A 25,653-nucleotide genomic window follows, 5' to 3' on the forward strand; every position below is an offset into this window, starting at 1 on the left:
ATGGCTGCTTATACTGTTGCGCGTGTTGACGGCGTAGTGCTTCTGCTTGATCCGCGTAAACTGGTCGCCCAGGGGATGGTGTTGCCGGAAAATGCAGTATTGATGGCAGCCGATGGCGGCCGTGTTATTCTGGCTGATGGTACCGTGCTGAGCCTGAGTGCCGGTCAGGCCGCAACATTGATCGGTACGGAGGGTGTGCCGGAGCTTGTCGTTGTACAGCAGCCGACAGACGTTGACCCTGATATTGCCGCGCTACAGGCAGCCATTGCTGCCGGACAGGATCCGACCGAAATACAGCAAGCGCCGGCCGCTGGTGCCTCTCAGGACGGCGGTGGTGGCAGTCTTTCAGATGGGGGTGGTTTCTCTCAGGCCTTTGACGTTGATCGTAGCGGCCGAGAGCAGCAAACCGAATATCGTTATAGCGCCAATTTTAACGATCCCGGTACAACACGAACACCTTCCACATCCTCGGGATTTGCCGATAATCCTGATGCGGATAATACCGCTCCGCCGACTTCCCCGGCCACCGGTGGCAGTACGACTACGCCGACCGACCCCAATACCGGTGGCGGCACGACCACGCCGACTGATCCCAATACCGGTGGTGGTACGACTACACCGACCGATCCCAATACCGGCGGCGGTAAGACCACACCGACCGATCCCAATACCGGTGGTGGTACGACTACACCGACCGATCCCAATACCGGCGGCGGTACAGCTACGCCAACCGATCCGAATATCGGCGGAGGTACGGCTACACCAGCGGTCACTATTGCTCTAAATACGGTCGCAGACGATGACATCATCAATGCCGACGAGGCGCGTAGCAGTTTAACCATCAGTGGCACGGTGGGTGGTAACGCAATTGCAGGAGATACAGTGACCATTACCATCGGCGATCATGCTTATATGACGCTTGTGGATGAGTCTTTCTCCTTCAGTATTGCTGTGCCGGGGGACATTCTGGCCAGTAGCGATACTGTCATTGCGACCATCAGCCATGCCTATGGCAGTGGGGTCAGTACGGCAACGACCACTCATGCCTATACAACAAGTCTCAACGCACCAGTGGTGTCGATTTCGCTGGATGCCATCGCCGGCGATGATGTCCTCAACGCTAGCGAGTCCGGACAGAACATCACCCTTACAGGCGTGGCCGGAGGTGACGCGGTAGCGGGTGATCCTGTGACAATTTCAATCGGGTCGCAGAATTACACCACTGTCGTGGGTACGGATGGCGTTTTCTCGATCTCCGTTCCCGGCTCGGTGCTGGCGCAGGCGGACGCGGTAACCGCGGGTATATCCCATCGCGACGCTGCAGGTAACATCGGTTCAGCCACTACCTCCCGTGACTACGCGGTCAACGCTACGCCGCCGGAACTTGCCATCCAGCTCGATACCATCGCCGGCGACAACATCGTCAATGCCGAGGAAGCGGGACGTGATATTCCGGTCACCGGGTCGGTCTCTGGCGAATATGCTGCCGGTGACATCGTCACCCTGGCGGTTGGCAATCAGACCTACACCGGTGAGGTGAACGCCGACGGCACGTTCTCGATTAACGTGCTTGGCGCGCAACTTGCAGCCGATAACGTCTTGCAGGCGGACGTCAGCCACACCGATGCCGCAGGCAACTTGGGCTCGGCCAACACCGCTACCAGCTACGCGGTTGATACCTCGATTCCGGTTGTCACGATCTCTCTGGATACGATCGCCGGCGATGACGTGATCAATGCTGCCGAGGCCGAACGCGATATCAACATCACCGGCCGCGCCGGCGGCGACGCCGTGCCTAGTGATACGGTCACCGTCTCGATTGGCGGGCAGAACTACTCAACAGTTGTTGGGCAGAACGGTGCGTTCAGCGTGGCGGTACCCGGCAGCGTGCTGGCTGCCGCTGGCGCCAACAATGTCTCGGCCTCCGTCTCGCATACCGATGCTGCCGGCAACGTTGGCAGTGCCACAACCAGCCGCGACTATGCGGTAGATACTACACCTCCGGCGCTGTCGATCACGCTGGACACCATCGCCGGCGACAATATTGTCAACGCCGAGGAAGCGGGGCGTGATATCCCCGTCACCGGTTCGGTTTCTGGTGAGTTTGTGACTGGTGACATCGTCACCCTGACGGTCGGTGACCAGACGTACACCGGTGCGGTGAACGCCGACGGCACGTTCAGCATCAACGTGCCTGGAAGTCAGCTGGCACAACATGATGCGATCCGTGCCGAGGTCAGCCACACCGACGCGGCGGGCAATACTGGCAGTGCCAACACCGCAACCAGCTATTCGGTCGATACAATCCTTCCGGTTGTCACCATCAGCCTCGACACGATCGCTGGCGATGATGTCATCAACGCCGCGGAAGCGACGCAGGATGTCACCATTATTGGTCGCGCCGGTGGTGATGCTGTGCCCGGAGATACCATCACGGTCAGCGTGGGCAATCAGAGTTATACGGCCACTGTTGGCCAGAACGGCGCGTTCACCGTGGCCGTGCCCGGTAGCGTGCTGGCTGCCGCTGGCGCCAACAGTGTCGCGGCCTCCGTAAGTCACACCGATGCCGCCGGTAACACCGGCAGCGCCGAGACCGCGCGCAACTACGCGGTGGATACCACGCCGCCGGCGCTGACCATCCAGCTCGATACCATCGCCGGCGACAACATCGTCAATGCCGAGGAGGCCGGCAGAGATATTCCGGTCACCGGGTCGGTAACTGGCGAATATGCCGCCGGTGACATCGTCACCCTGACGGTTGACAACCAGACGTACACCGGCGCGGTCAATGCCGACGGCACCTTCTCGATCAATGTGCCCGGCAGTCAGCTGGCACAGAATAACGCGATCCGCGCTGACGCTAGCCATACCGATGCGGCGGGCAATATTGGCAGTGCCAATACGGCAGCCAGCTACGGCGTCGACACGATCATTCCGGTTGTCACGATCTCGCTGGATACCATTGCGGACGATGACGTCATCAACGCCGCAGAAGCGGCACGTGACGTGGCCATCACCGGCCGTGCCGGTGGTGATGCAGTGGCTGGTGATACGGTCACCGTCTCGGTCGGTGGGCAGAACTACACCACGGTGATAGGCCAGAACGGCGCGTTCAGTGTCGCGGTACCGGGGGCGGTGTTGGCGAATGCCGGCGCCGACAGGGTCAGTGCGTCCGTCTCGCATACCGATGCTGCTGGCAACGTTGGCAGCACCACGATCAGCCGTGACTACGCGGTCGACACCACACCGCCGGTACTTTCGATCACCCTCGATACCATCGCCGGTGACAATATTGTCAACGCCGAGGAAGCAGGCCGCGATATTCCGGTCACCGGCTCGGTCTCTGGTGAATATGCCGCCGGCGATATCGTTACCCTGACCGTGGGCAATCAGACGTACACCGGTGCGGTCAACGCCGATGGCACGTTCTCGATCAATGTGCCGGGCAGTCAGCTGGCACAAAACGATGCGGTCCGCGCTGATGTCAGCCATACCGATGCGGCGGGCAATATTGGCAGTGCCAACACCGCAGCCAGCTACGGCGTCGACACGACCATTCCGGTTGTCACGATCTCGCTGGACACGATTGCCGAAGATGATGTCATCAACGCGGCGGAAGCCGAGCAGGATGTGGCCATCACCGGCCGCGCCGGTGGCGATGCGGCGCTTGGCGATACGGTCACCGTCTCGGTCGGCGGACAAAACTACTCAACGGTGGTGGGTCAGAACGGCGCGTTCAGCGTCGCGGTACCCGGCAGCGTACTGGCTGCCGCTGGCGCCAGCAGTGTGTCGGCCTCCGTCTCGCATACCGATGCGGCTGGCAACATCGGCAGCACCGAGACCATCCGCGATTACGCGGTGGACACCACACCACCAGCGCTGACCATCCAGCTCGACACCATCGCCGGCGACAACATCGTCAACGCTGAGGAGGCCGGTCGCGATATTCCGGTAACCGGTTCGGTTTCTGGTGAGTTTGCTACAGGCGATATCGTCACCCTGACGGTGGGTCAGCAGACCTATACCGGTGCGGTCAATGCCGATGGCACCTTCTCGATCAATGTCCCCGGCAGTCAGCTGGCACAACATGATGCGGTTCGCGCCGAGGTCAGTCACACCGACGCGGCGGGCAATATTGGCAGTGCCAACACCGCAACCAGCTACGGCGTCGACACGACCGTTCCGGTGGTGACGATCTTGCTGGACACGATTGCCGGCGATGACATCATCAACGCTGCAGAAGCGGTGCAGGACGTGGTCATCACCGGCCGCGCCGGCGGCGATGCCGTGGCCGGTGATACCGTCACCGTCTCGGTCGGTGGTCAGAATTACACCACGGTCGTCGGTCAGAACGGTGCGTTCAGTGTCTTGGTGCCGGGCTCGGTACTGGCGAATGCCGGCGTCGATAGGGTTAGTGCGTCTGTCTCGCATACTGATGCGGCCGGTAACACGGGTTCAGCGACTACGGCACGCGATTACGCGGTGGACACCACACCACCGGCGCTGACCATCCAGCTCGACACCATTGCCGGCGATAACATCGTCAACGCAGATGAGGCCAACCAGACCATTCCGGTCACCGGTTCGGTAACTGGTGAATATGTCGCGGGTGACATCGTTACCCTGACGGTCGGCAATCAGACGTACACCGGCGCGGTGAGCGTTGACGGCAGCTTCTCGATCAACGTGCAGGGCAGTCAGCTGGCCCAGAACGAGGCGATCCGCGCTGACGTCAGCCACACTGATGCCGCAGGCAACTTGGGCTCGGCCAACACCGCAACCAGCTACGGCGTCGACACGACCATTCCGGTGGTGACGATTTCGCTGGAGTCGATCGCGGGCGACGACGTCATCAACGCTGCGGAAGCGGCGCAGAATGTCACCATTACCGGCCGCGCCGGTGGTGATGCTGCACTTGGTGACATCGTCACGGTCAGCGTGGGCAACCAGAGCTATACGGCCATCGTCGGTCAAAACGGCGCGTTCAGTGTCGCGGTGCCGGGCTCTATATTGGCTACGACCGGCGCGAATAGTGTTTCGGCATCGGTCAGCCATGCCGATGCGGCTGGCAACGTCGGCAGCGCTGAAACCAGCCGCGACTATGCGGTAGATACTACACCGCCGGCGCTTGCCATCCAGCTGGACACCATCGCTGGCGATAACATCGTCAACGCTGATGAATCGAACCAGACCATTCCGGTCACCGGCTCGGTTTCTGGTGAGTTTGTGACTGGTGACATCGTCACCCTGACGGTCGGTGACCAGACGTACACCGGTGCGGTGAACGCCGACGGCACGTTCAGCATCAACGTGCCGGGCAGTCAGCTGGCCCAGAACGAGGCGATCCGCGCTGACGTCAGCCACACCGACGCGGCAGGCAATATCGGCTCGGCCAACACCGCAGCCAGCTACGGCGTCGACACGACCATTCCGGTTGTCACGATTTCGCTGGACACGATTGCCGGCGATGACGTCATCAACGCCGCGGAAGCAGCGCAGGATGTGACCATCACCGGCTGGGCCGGTGGTGACGCCGTACCCGGCGATACGGTCACTGTTTCGATCGGCGGGCAGAACTATTCAACGGTTGTTGGGCAGAACGGCGCATTTAGCGTGGCTGTTCCCGGCTCGGTACTGGCTGCCGCTGGCGCCAATAGTGTCTCGGCCTCTGTCTCGCATACCGATGCTGCGGGCAACGTTGGCAGCGCCACGACCATCCGCGATTACGCGGTGGATACCACGCCGCCGGCGCTGACCATCCAGCTCGATACCATCGCCGGCGACAACATTGTCAATGCCGAGGAAGCGGGTCGCGATATTCCGGTGACCGGTTCGGTCATGGGCGAGTACGCCGCCGGTGACATCGTCACCCTGACGGTGGGTCGGCAGACCTACACCGGCGCGGTGAATGCTGACGGCACGTTCAGCATCAACGTACCGGGCAGCCAGCTGGCACAACATGATGCGATCCGCGCTGACGTCAGCCATACCAACGCGGCGGGTAATATTGGCAGCGCCAATACCGCTGTCAGCTACGGCGTCGACACGACCATTCCGGTTGTCACCATCAGCCTCGATACTATTGCCGGCGATGATGTCATCAACGCCGCGGAAGCAGCGCAGGATGTGGCCATCACCGGCCGCGCCGGTGGTGACGCCGTACCCGGCGATACGGTGACCATCTCGGTCAGTGGCCAGAACTACACCACGGTCGTCGGCCAGAACGGCGCGTTCACTGTGGCCGTACCCGGCAGCGTGCTGGCTGCCGCTGGCGCCAGCAGTGTGTCGGCCTCCGTAAGTCACACTGACGTGGCAGGAAATACCGGCAGTGCCGAGACCGCGCGCAACTATGCCGTCGATACCACGCCGCCGGAACTTGTCATCCAGCTGGATACCATCGCCGGTGACAACATCGTCAATGCCGAGGAAGCAGGGCGCGATATTCCGGTCACCGGTTCGGTAACTGGCGAATATGCCGCCGGTGACATTGTCACCCTGACGGTCGGCAACCAGACGTACACCGGCGCGGTCAACGCCGATGGCACCTTCTCGATCAACGTGCCCGGCAACCAGCTGGCACAAAACGATGCGATTCGTGCTGACGTCAGTCACACCGATGCCGCAGGCAATACTGGCTCGGCCAATACGGCAGCCAGCTACGGCGTCGACACAACCATTCCGGTTGTCACGATCTCGCTGGATACCATTGCCGGCGATGACGTCATCAACGCTGCAGAAGCGGAACGTGACATTAACATCACCGGCCGTGCTGGTGGTGACGCCGTACCCGGCGATACGGTCACCGTGTCGATCGGTGGTCAGAACTATTCAACGGTTGTTGGCCAGAACGGCGCGTTCACCGTGGCCGTGCCCGGCAGCGTACTGGCTGCCGCTGGCACCAGCAGTGTGTCGGCCTCTGTTTCGCATACTGATGCTGCCGGCAACGTCGGCAGTGCCACAACCAGCCGCGACTATGCGGTAGATACTACACCGCCGGCGCTGACCATCCAGCTGGACACCATCGCTGGCGATAACATCGTCAACGCTGACGGATCGAACCAGACCATTCCGGTCACCGGCTCGGTTTCTGGTGAGTTTGTGACTGGTGACATCGTCACCCTGACGGTCGGTCAGCAGACGTACACCGGTGCGGTGAACGCCGACGGCACGTTCAGCATCAACGTGCCGGGCAGCCAGCTGGCCCAGTTTGATGCGATCCGTGCTGACGTCAGTCATACCGATGCTGCAGGCAATATTGGCAGCGCCAATACGGCTGCCAGCTACGGCGTCGATACGAACATTCCGGTTGTCACCATCAGCCTCGACACGATTGCCGGCGATGACGTGATCAATGCTGCCGAGGCCGAGCAGGATGTGGCTATCACCGGCCGTGCCGGTGGCGACGCGGTGGCTGGTGATACGGTCACCGTCTCGGTCGGTGGACAGAACTACTCAACGGTTGTTGGGCAGAACGGTGCTTTCAGCGTCGCGGTGCCCGGAAGCGTGTTGGCTCAGGCCGGCGCCAATAGTGTCTCGGCATCGGTCAGTCATGCCGATGCGGCTGGCAACGTCGGCAGCGCTGAAACTATCCGCGACTATGCGGTTGATACCACGCCACCGGCGCTGACCATCCAGCTTGACACCATTGCCGGCGATAACATTGTCAACGCTGATGAGTCGAATCAGACCATTCCGGTCATCGGGGCGGTCAGCGGTGAATACGCTGCCGGTGACATCGTCACTCTGACTGTGGGGCAGCAGACCTACACCGGTGCGGTCAACGCCGATGGCACCTTCTCGGTCAACGTGCCGGGCAGTCAGCTGGCCCAGAACGATGCGATCCGTGCCGAGGTCAGCCACACCGACGCGGCGGGTAATATTGGCAGCGCCAATACCGCCGTCAGCTACGGCGTCGACACGACCATTCCGGTTGTCACGATCTCGCTGGATACCATTGCCGGCGATGACATCATCAACGCCGCGGAAGCAGCGCAGGACGTGGCCATCACCGGCCGTGCCGGTGGTGATGCAGTGGCTGGTGATACGGTCACCGTCTCGGTCGGTGGGCAGAACTACACCACGGTGATAGGCCAGAACGGCGCGTTCAGCGTCGCGGTGCCGGGCTCGGTGCTGGCTGCGACTGGTGCCAACAGTGTCTCGGCCTCCGTCTCGCATACCGATGCTGCCGGCAACGTCGGCAGCGCCGAGACCATCCGCGATTACGCGGTCGACACCACACCACCGGTACTTTCGATCACCCTCGATACCATCGCCGGTGACAATATTGTCAACGCAGAGGAAGCAGGCCGCGATATTCCGGTGACCGGTTCGGTCAACGGCGAGTTTGCTGCAGGCGATATCGTCACCTTGACGGTGGGTCAGCAGACATACATCGGCGCGGTGAATGCTGACGGCAGCTTCTCGATCAACGTGCCGGGCAGTCAGCTGGCACAAAACGATGCGATCCGTGCTGACGTCAGCCACACCGACGCGGCGGGTAATATTGGCAGTACCAACACGGCAGCCAGCTACGGTGTCGACACGACCATCCCCGTGGTGACGATCTCGCTGGATACCATCGCCGGCGATGACGTCATCAACGCTGCAGAAACGGAACGTGATATCAACATCACAGGCCGCGCCGGCGGTGATGCGGTGCCCGGCGATACCGTCACCGTCTCGGTTGGTGGGCAGAACTACTCAACGGTTGTTGGGCAGAACGGCGCGTTCAGCGTCGCGGTGCCGGGCTCGGTGCTGGCTACGTCTGGTGCCAACAGTGTCGCGGCCTCCGTCTCGCATACCGATGCCGCCGGCAACGTCGGCAGTGCCACAACCAGCCGCGACTACGCGGTAGATACCACGCCGCCGGCGCTGACCATCCAGCTGGACACCATCGCCGGCGACAACATCGTCAATGCCGAGGAAGCAGGGCGTGATATTCCGGTCACCGGTTCGGTCAGCGGTGAATACGCCGCGGGTGACATCGTTACCCTGACGGTGGGTCAGCAGACATACACCGGCGTGGTGAATGCTGACGGCACGTTCAGCATCAACGTGCCGGGCAGTCAGCTTGCACAGAATGACGCGGTTCGTGCCGAAGTCAGCCATACCGACGCGGCGGGTAATATTGGCAGTGCCAATACCGCCGTCAGCTACGGCGTTGACACGACCGTTCCAGTGGTGACGATCTCGCTGGATACCATCGCCGGCGATGACATCATCAACGCCGCAGAAGCGGCACGTGACGTGGCCATCACCGGCCGTGCCGGTGGCGACGCGGTGGCTGGTGATACGGTCACCGTCTCGATTGGTGGTCAGAACTACACCACGGTCGTCGGTCAGAACGGTGTGTTCAGTGTCGCGGTGCCCGGCTCTGTACTGGCTGCGATCGGTGCGAATAATGTTGCAGCATCGGTGAGCCACACTGATGCCGCCGGCAACGTCGGCAGTGCCACAACCAGCCGCGACTATGCGGTCGATACCACGCCGCCGACGCTGGCCATCCAGCTCGACACCATCGCCGGCGACAACATCGTCAACGCTGAGGATGCCGGTAGAGATATTCCGGTAACCGGTTCGGTTTCTGGTGAGTTTGCAGCTGGTGACATCGTCACCCTGACGGTGGGTCAGCAGACATACACCGGCGCGGTGAACGCCGACGGCACCTTCTCGATCAATGTGCCCGGCAGCCAGCTGGCAAAATATGACGCGATCCGCGCTGACGTCAGTCATACCGATGCTGCAGGCAATACTGGCTCGGCCAATACGGCTGCCAGCTACGGCGTCGACACGACCATTCCGGTTGTCACGATTACACTGGATACCATTGCCGGTGATGACGTGATCAACGCTGTCGAGGCCGAGCAGGATGTGACCATCACCGGCCGCGCCGGCGGTGACGCGGTGGCTGGTGATACGGTCACCGTCTCGATCGACGGGCAGAACTACACCACGGTGGTGGGCCAGAACGGCGCGTTCAGTATCGCAGTGCCCGGCTCTGTACTGACTGCCGCTGGCGCCAACAGTGTTTCAGCCTCGGTAAGCCACACTGACGCTGCAGGGAATACCGGCAGCGCCGAGACCGCGCGCAACTACGCGGTTGACACTACGCCCCCGGCACTTTCAATCACGCTGGACACCATCGCCGGTGACAACATCGTCAATGCCGAGGAAGCAGGGCGCGATATTCCGGTGACCGGTTCGGTCAACGGCGAGTTTGCTGCAGGCGATATCGTCACCCTGACGGTCGGCAATCAGACCTACACCGGCGCCGTGAATGCTGACGGCACGTTCAGCATCGATGTCCCCGGCAGTCAGCTGGCCTCGAGCGATGCAATCCGCGCTGAGGTTAGCCATACCGACGCGGCAGGTAATACCGGCTCGGCCAATATTGCGGCCAGCTACGCGGTTGATACTTCGATTCCGGTTGTCACGATCTCGCTGGATACCATTGCCGGCGATGACGTGATCAATGCTGCCGAGGCCGAGAGCGATATCAACATTACCGGCCGCGCTGGTGGTGACGCCGTACCCGGCGATACGGTCACCGTCTTGGTCAGTGGACAGAACTACATCACAGTGGTGGGCCAGAACGGCGCGTTCAGTGTCGCAGTGCCGGGCTCTGTACTGGCTACCGCTGGCGCCAACAGTGTGTCGGCCTCTGTCTCGCATACCGATGCGGCTGGCAACACGGGTTCAGCGACTACGGCTCGCGACTATGCGGTCGATACCACGCCGCCAGCGCTGGCCATCCAGCTCGACACCATCGCCGGCGACAACATCGTCAATGCCGAGGAAGCAGGGCGCGATATCCCGGTCACCGGTTCGGTCAGCGGTGAATACGCCGCGGGTGACATCGTTACCCTGACAGTGGGTCAGCAGACGTATACCGGCGCCGTGAACGCCGACGGTACCTTCTCGATCAATGTGCCCGGCAGCCAGCTGGCACAGTATGACGCGATCCGCGCCGACGTCAGCCACACCGATGCGGCGGGTAATATCGGCAGCGCCAACACGGCAGCCAGCTACGGCGTCGATACGACCGTTCCAGTTGTCACCATCAGCCTCGATACCATCGCCGGCGATGACGTCATCAATGCTGCCGAGGCCGAGCAGGATGTGGCCATCACCGGCCGTGCCGGTGGTGATGCGGTGGCTGGTGATACCGTCACGGTCAGCGTGGGCAACCAGAACTATACGGCCACTGTCGGCCAGAACGGCGCGTTCACCGTGGCCGTACCCGGCAGCGTACTGGCTGCCGCTGGCGCCAGCAGTGTGTCGGCTTCTGTTTCGCATACTGATGCTGCCGGCAACGTCGGCAGTGCCGAGACCGCGCGCACCTACGCAATCGACACCACGCCGCCGGTACTTTCGATCACGCTCGATACCATCGCTGGCGACAACATCGTCAACGCCGAGGAAGCAGGTCGCGATATTCCGGTCACCGGTTCGGTAACTGGCGAATATGCCGCCGGTGACATCGTTACCCTGACGGTGGGTCAGCAGACCTACACCGGCGCCGTGAATGCTGATGGCACCTTCTCGATCAACGTGCCGGGCAGTCAGCTGGCTCAGAATGACGCGATCCGCGCCGACGTCAGTCATACCGACGCGGCGGGTAATATCGGCAGCGCCAATACGGCAGCCAGCTACGGTGTCGACACGACCATCCCCGTGGTGACGATCTCGCTGGATACCATCGCCGGCGATGACGTCATCAACGCCGCGGAAGCCGAGCAGGATGTGACCATCACCGGCCGTGCCGGCGGTGATGCTGTGCCCGGCGATACCGTCACCGTCTCTATCAGTGGGCAAAACTACACCACAGTCGTAGGGCAGAACGGCGCATTTAGCGTGGCTGTACCAGGGGCAGTGCTGGTGAATGCCGGCATCGATAGGGTCAGTGCCTCTGTCTCGCATACCGATGCGGCTGGCAACATCGGCAGCGCCGAGACCATCCGCGACTACGCGGTGGACATCACACCACCGGCGCTGACCATTCAGCTCGACACCATTGCCGGCGATAACATCGTCAACGCAGATGAGGCCAACCAGACCATTCCGGTCACCGGTTCGGTCAGCGGCGAGTTTGCGGCCGGCGATATCGTCACCCTGGCGGTCGGCAACCAGACGTACACCGGCGCGGTCAACGCCGACGGCACGTTCTCGATCAATGTGCCGGGCAGCCAGCTGGCACAACATGATGCGATCCGCGCTGACGTCAGCCACACCGACGCAGCAGGAAATATCGGCTCGGCCAACACCGCAACCAGCTATGCGGTCGATACGACCATTCCCGTGGTCACGATCTCGCTGGATACCATCGCCGGCGATGACATCATCAACGCCGCAGAAGCGGCACGTGACGTGGCCATCACCGGCCGCGCCGGTGGCGATGCCGTACCCGGCGATACCGTCACTGTCTCGATCGGCGGGCAGAACTACTCAACGGTTGTTGGGCAGAACGGCGCATTTAGCGTCGCCGTGCCCGGAAGCGTGTTGGCTCAGATCGGCGTCAACAGTGTGTCGGCCTCCGTCTCGCATACCGATGCTGCCGGCAACGTTGGCAGTGCCACAACCAGCCGCGATTACGCGGTGGACACCACACCACCGGCGCTGACCATCCAGCTGGATACCATCGCCGGCGATAACATCCTCAACGTTGATGAAGCCAATCAGTCTATTCCGATTACAGGGTCGGTCAGCGGCGAGTTTGCTGCAGGCGATATCGTCACCCTGACAGTCGGCAACCGGGTCTATACCGGAGCGCTTGATGCCGACGGCACCTTCGCGATAAATGTCCCCGGCAGCCAGCTGGCACAAAACGATACGATTCGTGCTGGCGTTCGTCATACCGATGCGGCGGGCAACACAGGTTCAGCCAACACATCAGCCAGCTATGGCGTGGCGGAAGATGTTCCAGTCGTCACGATTACACTGGATACCATCGCCGGCGATGACGTGATCAATGCCGCGGAAGCCGAGCAGGATGTCACCATCACCGGTCGCGCCGGTGGTGATGCTGTGCCCGGAGATACCATCACGGTCAGCGTGGGCAATCAGAGTTATACGGCCACTGTTGGCCAGAACGGCGCGTTCACCGTGGCCGTGCCCGGTAGCGTGCTGGCTGCCGCTGGTGCCAAAAGTGTATCGGCATTGGTAAGCCACACTGACGCTGCAGGGAATACCGGCAGCGCCGAGACCATCCGAGACTACGCGGTAGATACCACGCCGCCGGCACTTTCAATCACCCTGGGCACTGTCGCTGGCGACAACATCGTCAACGCCGAGGAAGCGGGGCGCGATATTCCGGTGACCGGTACGGTCAGCGGTGAATACGCCGCCGGTGACATCGTCACCCTGACGGTCGGCAACCAGACGTATACTGGCGCGGTGAACGCCGATGGCACCTTCTCGATCAACGTGCCCGGCAGTCAGCTGGCACAACATGATGCGGTTCGCGCCGAGGTCAGTCACACCGACGCGGCGGGCAATATTGGCAGTGCCAACACCGCAACCAGCTACGGCGTCGACACGACCGTTCCGGTGGTGACGATCTTGCTGGACACGATTGCCGGCGATGACGTCATCAACGCGGCGGAAGCGGCGCAGGATGTGGCCATCACCGGCCGTGCCGGTGGCGATGCGGTGGCTGGTGACACCGTCACAGTCAATGTGGGCAACCAGAGCTATACGGCCACCGTCGGTCAGAATGGCGCGTTCAGCGTTGCGGTGCCGGGCTCGGTGCTGGCTCAGGCTGGCGCGAATAGTATCTCGGCCTCTGTCTTGCATACCGATGCTGCGGGCAACGTTGGCAGCGCCACGACCATCCGCGATTACGCGGTGGATACCACGCCACCGGCGCTGACCATCCAGCTCGACACCATTGCCGGCGATAACATCGTCAACGCAGATGAGTCGAACCAGCCCATTCCGGTCACCGGCTCGGTTTCTGGTGAGTTTGTGACTGGTGACATCGTCACCCTGACGGTCGGCGACCAGATGTACACCGGCGCGGTGAATGCCGATGGCACGTTCTCGATCAACGTGCCCGGCAGTCAGCTGGCACAACATGATGCAATCCGTGCCGAGGTTAGCCATACCGACGCGGCAGGCAATACCGGCTCGGCCAATATTGCGGCCAGCTACGCGGTTGATACTTCGATTCCGGTTGTCACCATCAGCCTCGATACGATCGCTGGCGATGACGTCATCAACGCCGCGGAAGCGGCGCAGGATGTGACCATCACTGGTCGCGCCGGTGGTGACGCCGTACCCGGCGATACGGTCACCGTCTCGGTCGATGGACAGAACTACACCACGGTGGTGGGCCAGAACGGCGCGTTCAGCGTTGCGGTGCCCGGTAGCGTGCTGGCTGCGACTGGCACCAGTAGTGTGTCGGCCTCTGTTTCGCATACTGATGCTGCCGGCAACGTCGGCAGTGCCACAACCAGCCGCGACTACGCGGTAGATACCACGCCGCCGGAACTTGCCATCCAGCTGGACACCATCGCCGGCGACAACATCGTCAATGCCGAGGAAGCAGGGCGCGATATTCCGGTCACTGGCTCGGTCAGCGGTGAATATGCTGCCGGTGACATCGTCACTCTGACGGTCGGCAACCAGACATACACCGGCGCGGTGAACGCCGACGGCACCTTCTCGATCAATGTCCCCGGCAGCCAGCTGGCCCAGAACGATGCGATCCGTGCTGACGTCAGCCATACCGACGCGGCAGGCAATATCGGCTCGGCCAACACCGCAGCCAGCTATGGCGTCGACACGACCATTCCGGTTGTCACCATCAGCCTCGACACCATTGCCGGCGATGACGTCATCAATGCGGCGGAAGCGGCGCAGGACGTGACCATCACCGGTCGCGCCGGCGGTGATGCGGCGCCCGGTGATACGGTCACCGTGTCAATCGGTGGGCAGAACTACATCACGGTCGTCGGTCAGAATGGCGCGTTCAGCGTCGCGGTGCCGGGCTCGGTACTGGTTGCGGCTGGTGCCAACAGTGTCGCGGCCTCCGTAAGTCACACCGATGCCGCCGGTAACACCGGCAGCGCCGAGACCGCGCGCATCTACGCGGTTGACACCACGCCGCCGGTACTTTCGATCACGCTCGATACCATCGCCGGCGACAATATTGTCAACGCCGAGGAAGCGGGGCGTGATATCCCCGTCACCGGTTCGGTCTCTGGTGAATATGCCGCTGGCGATATCATTACCCTGACCGTCGGCAATCAGACGTATATCGGCGTGGTGAACGCCGATGGCACCTTCTCGATCAATGTCCCCGGCAGTCAGCTGGCTCAGAACGAGGCGATCCGTGCTGACGTCAGTCATACCGATGCTGCAGGCAATACTGGCTCGGCCAACACGGCAGCCAGCTACGGCGTTGACACGACCGTTCCGGTGGTGACGATCTCGCTGGATACCATCGCCGGCGATGACATCATCAACGCTGCAGAAGCGGCACGTGACGTGGCCATCACTGGTCGCGCCGGTGGCGATGCCGTACCCGGTGATACGGTCACCGTGTCAATCGGTGGGCAGAACTACTCAACGGTTGTTGGGCAGAACGGTGCTTTCAGCGTCGCGGTGCCTGGAAGCGTGTTGGCTCAGGCCGGCGCCAATAGTGTCTCGGCATCGGTCAGTCATGCCGATGCGGCTGGCAACGTCGGCAGCGCTGAAACTATCCGCGACTATGCGGTTGATACCACGCCACCGGCGCTGACCATCCAGCTTGACACCATTGCCGGCGATAACATTGTCAACGCTGATGAGTCGAACCAGAGCATTCCGGTCACCGGGTCGGTCAGCGGTGAATACGCCGCGGGTGACATCGTTACCCTGACAGTGGGTCAGCAGACGTATACCGGTGCCGTGAATACCGATGGCACGTTCAGCATCAATGTGCCTGGCAGTCAGCTGGCTCAGAACGAGGCGATCCGTGCCGAGGTCAGCCACACCGATGCGGCAGGCAATACTGGCTCGGCCAACACGGCAGCCAGCTACGGCGTCGACACGACCATTCCCGTGGTGACGATCTCGCTGGATACCATCGCCGGCGATGACGTCATCAACGCCGCGGAAGCCGAGCAGGATGTGACCATCACCGGCCGTGCCGGCGGCGACGCCGTGTTAAATGATACGGTGACCGTCTCGATCGGCGGGCAGAACTACTCAACGGTTGTTGGGCAGAACGGTGCGTTCAGCGTGGCTGTTCCCGGTTCGGTACTGGCTGCCGCTGGCGCCAATAGTGTCTCGGCCTCTGTCTCGCATACCGATGCCGCCGGCAACGTCAGCAGTGCCACAACCAGCCGCGACTACGCGGTAGATACCACGCCGCCGGAACTTGCCATCCAGTTGGATACCATCGCCGGTGACAACATCGTCAATGCCGAGGAAGCAGGGCGCGATATTCCAGTTACCGGTTCGCTATCTGGTGAATACGCTGCCGGTGACATCGTCACCCTGACGGTCGGCAACCAGACGTACACCGGCGCGGTGAACGCCGATGGCACGTTCTCGATTAACGTGCCTGGCGCGCAACTTGCAGCCAATGACGTCTTGCAGGCGGACGTCAGTCACAACGACGCCGCGGGCAATACTGGCTCGGCCAACACCGCTACCAGCTACGCGGTTGATACCTCGATTCCGGTTGTCACGATCTCTCTGGAGTCGATCGCCGGCGATGATGTCATCAATGCCGCGGAAGCGGCGCAGGATGTGACCATCACCGGCCGCGCCGGTGGTGATGCCGTACCCGGCGATACGGTCACCGTCTCGGTCGGCGGACAAAACTACACCACAGTCGTAGGGCAGAACGGCGCATTTAGCATAGCTGTTCCCGGCTCTTTACTGGCTGCCGCTGGCGCCAGCAGTGTGTCGGCCTCCGTCTCGCATACCGATGCTGCCGGCAACGTCGGCAGCGCCGAGACCATCCGCGATTACGCGGTCGACACCACACCACCGGCGCTTTCAATCACGTTGGACACCATCGCTGGTGACAACATCGTCAATGCCGAGGAAGCAGGGCGCGATATTCCGGTGACCGGTTCGGTCAACGGCGAGTTTGCAGCTGGTGACATCGTCACCCTGACGGTTGGTAACCAGACCTACACCGGCACGGTGAGCGCTGACGGCAGCTTCTCGATCAACGTGCCGGGTAGTCAGCTGGCTCAGAATGACGCGATCCGCGCTGACGTCAGTCATACCGATGCTGCAGGCAATACTGGCTCGGCCAATACGGCTGCCAGCTACGGCGTCGACATGACCATTCCGGTTGTCACGATCTCGCTGGACACGATTGCCGGCGATGACGTGATCAATGCTGCCGAGGCCGAACGCGATATCAACATCACCGGCCGCGCCGGTGGTGACACCGTACCCGGCGATACGGTCACCATCTCGGTCGGTGGACAGAACTACTCAACGGTCGTGGGCCAGAGCGGCACCTTCAGTGTGGCCGTGCCGGGCTCGGTGCTGGCGAATGCCAGCGTCGACAGGGTCAGTGCGTCCGTCTCGCATGCTGATGCCGCGGGTAATGTCGGCAATGCCACAACGTCGCGTGATTATCGTGTCGATGTTCTGCCCCCGGAAGCACAGGCCGATACGGGAAGTACACAAGAGGATGTCACGCTAAGCGTTGATGCGGCCAATGGTGTGCTTGCCAACGATACGGATCGTGATAGCGACGATACGATGCTTCGTGTGGTGGCCGTCAACGGGGAAACCGGCGGCGTTGGTCATGCGGTCGCGGGCTCCAACGGCGGCCAGTTCGTGCTGGCAGCGAATGGCAGTTACCAGTTCCAGCCGGGGGACGCCTTTGACCATCTGCCGGCCGGGCAAACGGCGACCACGCAGGTCAGCTACACGGTCAGCGATGATCAGGGCAACGCCAGCACCACCACCCTGACGGTGACCGTTACCGGCACCAATGATCTGCCGGTCATTACCGGGACAACGACCGGTAGTGTGACAGAAGCCACGATCACCCTGGCGCAGGACGCCGAGCGGACCACCCATCAGGACCTGCATACGGTGACCGGTTCGCTGGCCGGCACGCTGACAGGACTGCTGAATCTAGGTGTTTTGCCCAACACGGTCGTGCCCGGCATCGGCACGCTGGGGCTTTTGAAGCTCAATACCGATGGCAGCTTCAGCTATCAGATCGATCGCACGAGCCTGGGCACGCTGATCGAGGGACAGACCAGGGTGGATCTGTTCCAGTTCACCGATACCCTGGGCAATACCCATTCGGTCAGCGTGACGCTGGTAGGGACGGCGCAGGGTGCGGTGGCCGGTCAGCCCATCATTGATGGGCTGGTGGGCAACACGCTGCAGCTGGCCGGCGAACTGCCGCTCGTGGCAGGCGTGACGCTCAACCCCGGTGCAGCCATTCCAGCGCTGGGCGCGCTGGGTACCCTGACGATCGGTGTCGACGGCCGCTTTGTCTATAGCCTGCTCAGTGGCGGTGCGCCGGTACTGGCGAAGGGTGAGGTTCGTGCCGAAGTCTTCAATTACGTGGATGCCTCCGGCAACACGCACAGTGTGACGATCAATCTGGTCGGTACCGGCGGCGTGCCGGTGATTGCCGGTCCCGGCGATCTGGTGGGAAGCGGTGGTAATGGTACCGGTACGGGCGACTCGACCGCCCAGCAGCTGCTGACGACCTCGGGCGTGCTGCACGTTACCGATGTCGATACCGGAGAGAGTGCCTTTGTACCGGAAAGAACCCAGGCGGCGCCCGGTACGCTGGGGACGCTTTCCATCACGCCCGATGGCCAGTGGCACTATCAGGTCAACAACGAGCAGGTGCGCTATCTCAAGGCGGGAGAGACCCGCGAAGAGAACTTCACGGTTTATACCGTTGATGGCACCGCCCAGAACATTACGGTCACGATCAACGGCATCAATAATCCGGCCGTGATCGGCGGTCAGGATACCGGTGTTGTCACGGAAGTGGTGCCTGCAGGTGACACCTCGGTGCTGACCAGCACCGTGGCCTCGATCGGTGGGCTTCTCGGCGGCGTGCTCGGCAGTGTGTCACTGCTGTCCACGGCCATCCTGCCGGTGCTGGGCACACTGGGACATCTGTCGATTGATGTCTCCGGCAACATCGGCTATCGCATCGACAACGGCCTGCTGCCGACACTGGCCGCCGGTCAGGTCAAGGTGGAAACCTTCAATGTAACGGATACCAGCGGCCACTCGCATCAGGTCACGGTCAATCTCGTAGGCACTCCCGAGGGGACCCGGATAGGTCTGCCCATCGTGGATGGCCTGCTGGCTCAGGGCGGGCAGCTCAATACCGGACTCAACCTCTCGCTGGATCCGACCAGCCTGGTATCAGGCAGTGGCAATCTGGGCAGCCTGAGTATCAATGCGGCCGGTCAATGGACCTATCACGTTAACAACAGTGCGACGCTATCGCTGGGCGCAGGCGTGGTGAAGCCCGAGACCTTCATGGTGAAGGATCTGCTGGGCAATGTGCATACCATCGTGGTCAATCTGACCGGTGCCCCCGGCGGTGCATTGGTCAGTCTGCCGGGCACGGGCAGCGACAGTACGGACCCGATGCTGGTCACCAGTGGTGTGCTGACCATTCGTGATGCCGATGCCGGGGAAGCGCTCTTCAATCCGGCAAGCGTGACGGCGCCTGCCGGAACACTCGGGCATCTGACGCTCGCGTCCGACGGACAGTGGGTCTACAGCGTGCCCAACAGCGCCATCGCTTACCTGAGTGCCGGCCAGACAAAAGTGGAAACCTTTACCGTCACCACGCTGGATGGCACGGCGCACACCATTACGGTCACCGTGATCGGCAAAAACAGCCCGGTCAGCGCTACGGCAGATACCGGCACCATCGATGAAGATCACTCGCTGGTTGTGGATGCCGCCCACGGTGTGCTGAGCAATGACCGCGACCCGGACGCCACTGCGCATCTGAGCGTCAGCGCCGTGAACGGTTCATCCAGTGGTGTAGGTCAGACGATAGCCGGCAGCCACGGCGGCAGCTTTATTCTCAATGCCGACGGCAGTTACACCTTCAATCCCGGTACAGCATTCCAGAAACTGGCCGAGGGCAGTCAGCAGACCACCTCGATTACCTATACCGTCAGCGACGGGCAGGGCAGTACGGCGTCGACCACACTGACTGTCACCGTGACCGGCAATGTGGATGCACCGACCATTCAGGTCGTGGATCAGAGTATTGGCAGCGGCGGCATTCTGGGGGGCTCGCTGGGCCTGGTAGCCGACGTCTATCACGGCGCGGCCGCCTCCCTGACGCAAACGCTGGGCGGGGTGATCAGTGGTCTTGGTGGAGTCGTTGGCGGCGTCGGAACGCTGCTGACCGATACCAGTACGTTGCTCGGGGGCAGTGGTTCGCTGCTCGGTGGCCTCGTCGGTGGTGTGGGCGGGACACTGTCCGGTACCGGTTCCACGGTCAGCAATGTGGGCGTGGGCGTCGGCGAGCTCGATCTGCTGGGTGCGCTTGTCCCCAACACAACGACAACGGCCTCGACCGGACTGAACACCTCCATTGCCGCCGGCAACGCCTATGCAAGCCAGGGCATGATCTATCTGGAGGGCGGGCATACCTACACCTTCAGCGGCAGTACGCATGGAGCAGCACTGCTGTCCGTCGGCGGACAGGCGCTGCTGGCCGCTACATCACTGGGGGGCACCTACAACTCGGTGGCCTTTACGCCCACGGCCAGCGGCTACTATCCGGTCGAGCTGTATGCGGCCAATACCTCAACGAGTGCGCAGAATTTCTCGATCGGGCTGAGCATGGATGGCGGTTCGGTGCTGCCGCTCTCGGCACTCAACTTCGGTCTTTTCGGCAGCTCCGGTGCGCTGGTCGGCGCTCAGCTGGCCTTCTCACCGCTCACCGTCAATGCCGGCATCAGCTATTACCCGGTGCATGAAAACCAGGGGATGACCGGCACCCGCATCGAGCTGGGTACGCCGAAGGCAGCGCTGACCGATACGGTCGGCAGCGAGACGCTGTCAATCTCGGCCAGCAAACTGCCGGTGGGCTCGGTGCTCAGCGATGGCGCCGGCCACAGCGTTACGATCACTTCAAACAACCAGTCGGTGTCGCTCGATGGCTGGTCACTGCCCAATCTGAAGCTTTTGCCACCGGCAGGCTTTGTCGGGGTCATCCCGATGGTCTTTACGGCCACGGCGACCGGCGTTCACGGTGGGCAGGCGTCGAGCTCGGTGACGCAGAACGTCGCCGTTTTTGCTGCCAACCCTGATCGCGGCAGTGTCACGGAAGATCAGGCGCCCGATACGCTGACCACGACCAACACGCTGTTGCTGGTGGATGGCCAGAATCAGCAGATCGTCATTGATCCCGCCAGCGTGACGCCGGCACAGGGCAACCTGGGCAGCCTCACCATCAATCCCCAGGGGCAGTGGACCTATAGTGTCTCCAATGTCGCGACCCAGTCACTGGGCATGGGCCAGACGAAGATCGACAGCTTTACCGTCAGGGCGGCCGACGGCTCGACACAGACCATTCGTGTCACGGTCAATGGCGTCAACGACGCGCCGGTAGCGGTGGCCGATACGGGCACGACCGGTGAAAGGACGACGCTGGTGGTCAACGCCGCCAACGGTGTGCTGGCCAACGATCGTGATGTCGACAGCGGTGACACGCTGCGCGTTACCCAGGTGAACGGTACTGCAGCGGGGCTGGGCAGCACGGTGACAGGCAGCCATGGTGGCGTCTTTGTGCTCAATGGCGATGGCAGTTACAGCTTCAATCCGGGGTCGGACTTCAACCGTCTGGCAGTCGGTCAGACGGCGACCAGTACGGTCAGCTATACCGTCAGCGACAACCACGGCGCCAGTACGACCACGACGCTGACGGTCACCATCACGGGTACCAATGACGCGCCGATCGCGCGTCCCGATACCGGCACCACCAACGAGGATACCCGTCTCACCGTCAATGCCACCAACGGTGTGCTGGCCAACGATACCGATATCGATGCTGGCACTGTGCTGAGCGTGGCGGCCGTCAACGGGGCGGGCGCCGGCGTGGGTGCTGCCGTGGCCGGCAACGGTGGCGGTACCTTCGTGATCAATGGCGATGGCAGCTACACCTTCGATCCGGGCCAGGCCTTCCAGAACCTGACCGAGGGGGCCAGCAAGACCTCATCGGTGCAGTACACCGTCAGCGACGGCCAGGGGGGCACGGCTGTCAGCACCCTCACGGTGACCATCACCGGTGCCGTGGACAGGCCGGTCATCAGCGTGGTCGAGCATTCGCTTACCGCAGTCGAGACCGGAGCGCTGGCCAACAGTCTGGGGCTGGAGGTCACCTACTATCAGCAGGTGGCCAACACCACGGCGTGGAATACGGCCGCAAGCCTGCCCACGCTCATGGCGGACAGAACCCCGACCACGCAGGGCACCGTCAGTGGCGGCATCAACTACACCGTCAATGCCGGTGATGCCTACAGCGTCAAGGGCGTGATGTATCTGGAAGCCGGGCACAGCTACCGCTTTACCGGCAACTCCGACGATACGCTGCTGTTCACGGTGGGTGATCAGACGCTGCTGGGCAAGAACTTCAACTCGTGGGGCACCTACAACACCGCCACCCTCACGCCCACGGTCAGCGGCTACTACCCGGTCGGGGTCTACATGACCAACTATACCGGGGCCGGCAACCTGGCCATGACGGTTGCGGTGGACGGCGGGCTGCCTCAGATACTCAACAATACCAATTTCGCGCTTTATCCCGGTATTGGTGCGGTTTCAAATGCCGCGTTGCCCTTTACGCCGCAGCAGACCGACGCCAGCGGCTATCGCTACTATGCCGTGAAGGAAGATCAGGGCGTCACCGGTACCCGTATTGAGCTGGGGACACCTGCGGCAGCCCTGACGGACACGATCGGGCCGGCAGAAACGCTGAAGCTGAGCATTGCCAATCTGCCGGCAGGCTCCGTGCTCAGTGACGCCGCCGGTAATAGCGTTGCGATTACCAGTACGACGCAGCAGGTGTCATTGACCGGCTGGTCGCTGGATACCCTGCGCCTGATGCCGCCGGCCGGCTATACCGGCACCATCGCGACGCTCTATACCGCAACGGCTGTAGGCGTGAATGGTGGTACGGCAAGCACCACCGTAACCCAGAACGTGCTGGTCTTCCCGGCATCGAATTCAACCGGTGCGGTGACGGAAGACACCAACAGCACGCTGACCAGCAGCAATACCCTTGTGGTGCTGGATAGCGCCAATCAGCCGGTCGCCTTCCAGGCCGGCACCGGTGCACCGGTAGGCAATACGCTGGGCTCGCTTTCCATCGATGCCAGCGGCAGATGGACCTATAGCGTGGACAACGCAAAGGTGCAGTCGCTCGGCGCCGGGGCCACAAAGGTGGAAAGTTTCACCGTGACAGCCGCTGACGGTTCAAGACAGACGATTTCGGTCACCATCAAGGGCGTCAATGATGCGCCGGTGGCGATGGCCGATCACGCCTGGGTCAGCGGACAGGGCCAGCAGAAGGTCGTCTATCTCTCGACCAGTACCGGCACGCTGGAAGCCTGGAACCTGACCACCGGCAGTCAGACCAGCCTCACCATGAAAACTTCCACCGGGGCGGCCCTGCCTACCCTTGGAGACATTGCCACCAGCAACACGCCCGGGCGGCTATATGGGGTGAGCTACTCGACCACATCAGGTGGCACCGTGCTTTACAGCATCAACGCTGCCACGGGCGTTGCGACATCGGTGGGGACGCTTGCCGGCACGCTGGGACTTGCGGCCCTGACCCTGATGCCCAGCGGCCAGCTGCTGGCGGCCAGCTATAGCAACAACGGCATCTACCAGATCAATCCGTTGACGCTTCAGGTCACAAAGGTCGCCAACAGTTCCTTCCTGTCAGGCGGCGATCTGCAGTACGTCGGTGGCCATCTTTACGGCTCGGATCAAAGCGGTCGGGTCTATGAGCTTGCCATCAACAGTGACGGCACGATCAGGACCACCAGCGGTAACGCCACGGCCACGCTGGTGGCGACCATGCCGGCGCAGGTGTATGGGCTGGGCGAGGATGCCAGTGGTCGTCTGTTGATCATCACCACGGACAACCGTGCCACACCCATGGACGTGAATACCGGGGCGCTGGGGGCACCGACGGCGCTGACGGCACTGGGCAGCGGCATGCTGTATGGCACGGCCGGCAATGTCGGGTTGAGTACCGAAGGAACGCCCACGGCAACCGGCAATGTGCTGGCCAATGACAGTGATATCGATGCGGGAGACCGGCTGGTCGTTACCGGCGTCAGCAACGCTGCGGCCGGCAGCACGGCTGCCGTAACGGCCGGCAGCAACGTGATCATCCATGGGGTCTACGGCACGCTGACGCTGTCTGCCGATGGCAGCTACAGCTATACCCTGGATGCCAGCCGGCCGACCAGCCGTGCGCTGCTGGGGGGCAAGGCGGCCGATGACACCTTCAGCTACACCATCAGTGACGGCAAGGGCGGCACGGCCACGGCCACGCTTGCCGTGCATGTCACCGGCAGTACGCACAATTATGCGCCCACCGCGTCGAACTTCACGGTCATGCTGACGACCACCAGTATCAGCAATGACGTGGTGTACATCGACTTCCCGGGCCTTGGCAAATTCAATGATGCGGAAAGCGGTGCAAGACTGGGCGTGGTGATTACCTCCATCCCCGTCAACGGCGTGCTCTATTCCGGCACGACCGCAGTCACGGAAAATGATGTGCTCTCCGGCAAGGTGTTTGACCCCACCACGCTGACCTATAACCCGGCGGATCGGACAACGTCTCTGCTGGGGCTGTTACCAAGTGATGCCGGCCCGAGTGCGGACAAGTTTACCTTTGCCACGGTCGATGGCAGCGGCCAGCACAGCGACGACCATACCGTCACGCTCAGCACCAATACCCTGCTGGGACTGGGCGCGGGCACCTCCATCAATGTGACCTCCGGCAGCAGCGGTACGGCCGGGGCAGACATGATGGTCGGCACGACCGGCGGCGATATCCTCACCGGCGGTGACGGCGACGATCTTCTGTTCGGCTATGGCGGTAACGATACCCTGCGCGGCGGGGCCGGCAACGATCGTCTCTACGGCGGGTCAGGCAATGACCTGCTGGACGGCGGTACCGGCAATGATCTGCTGGTGGGTGGCTCCGGCAACGACATCCTGACCGGCGGCGAAGGCAGCGATACCTTTGCCTGGATGCGTGGCGATCAGGGCACCAGCGCCAGCCCGGCCGTGGATCGAATCACCGACTTCACCCGCGGCAGCGGCGGCGATGTGCTCGATCTGTCGGATCTGCTCGATATCGGTGGCAGTGGCAGCAACGCTCAGGATGCAAGTCTTGCCTCCCAGTACCTGCACTTCGTCAAGGGTGAGGCCAGCGGAGCACCGGGAACAGCAAGCAGCAACGGCTCGACGCTCGAGATCAAGACCGACGGGCCCGGAGGCGCCGTGACCCAGAAGATCGTGTTCAGCGGCGTGGATTTCACCACCCTGGGCAATTCCGATACAGAGATCATCAAGGCGCTGCTGGATAACGGCAATCTCAAGACCAATCTGGATGGCTAGAAAAGGAGCAAGGGCGCTGTCGGCGGGAAATAGGCCCATAAAGCAGCG

At 62.2% G+C, this 25,653-nt stretch carries 1 protein-coding gene; it reads left to right on the forward strand.

The annotated features are described in order from the left end of the window. Complete coding sequence (locus IE123_RS00405) at positions 1-25,605, forward strand: Ig-like domain-containing protein (protein ID WP_189513973.1); 25,605 nt, start codon at positions 1-3, stop codon at positions 25,603-25,605. Positions 25,606-25,653 lie beyond the last annotated feature (48 nt).

The sequence above is a fragment of the Kushneria pakistanensis genome, from assembly GCF_014652795.1.
In the GTDB taxonomy this organism is placed as follows: Bacteria; Pseudomonadota; Gammaproteobacteria; order Pseudomonadales; family Halomonadaceae; genus Kushneria; species Kushneria pakistanensis.

Coding starts and splice junctions, on each gene's coding strand:
- IE123_RS00405 (WP_189513973.1), top strand. CDS start 1: ATGGCTGCTTATACTGTTGCGCGTGTTGACGGCGTAGTGCTTCTGCTT.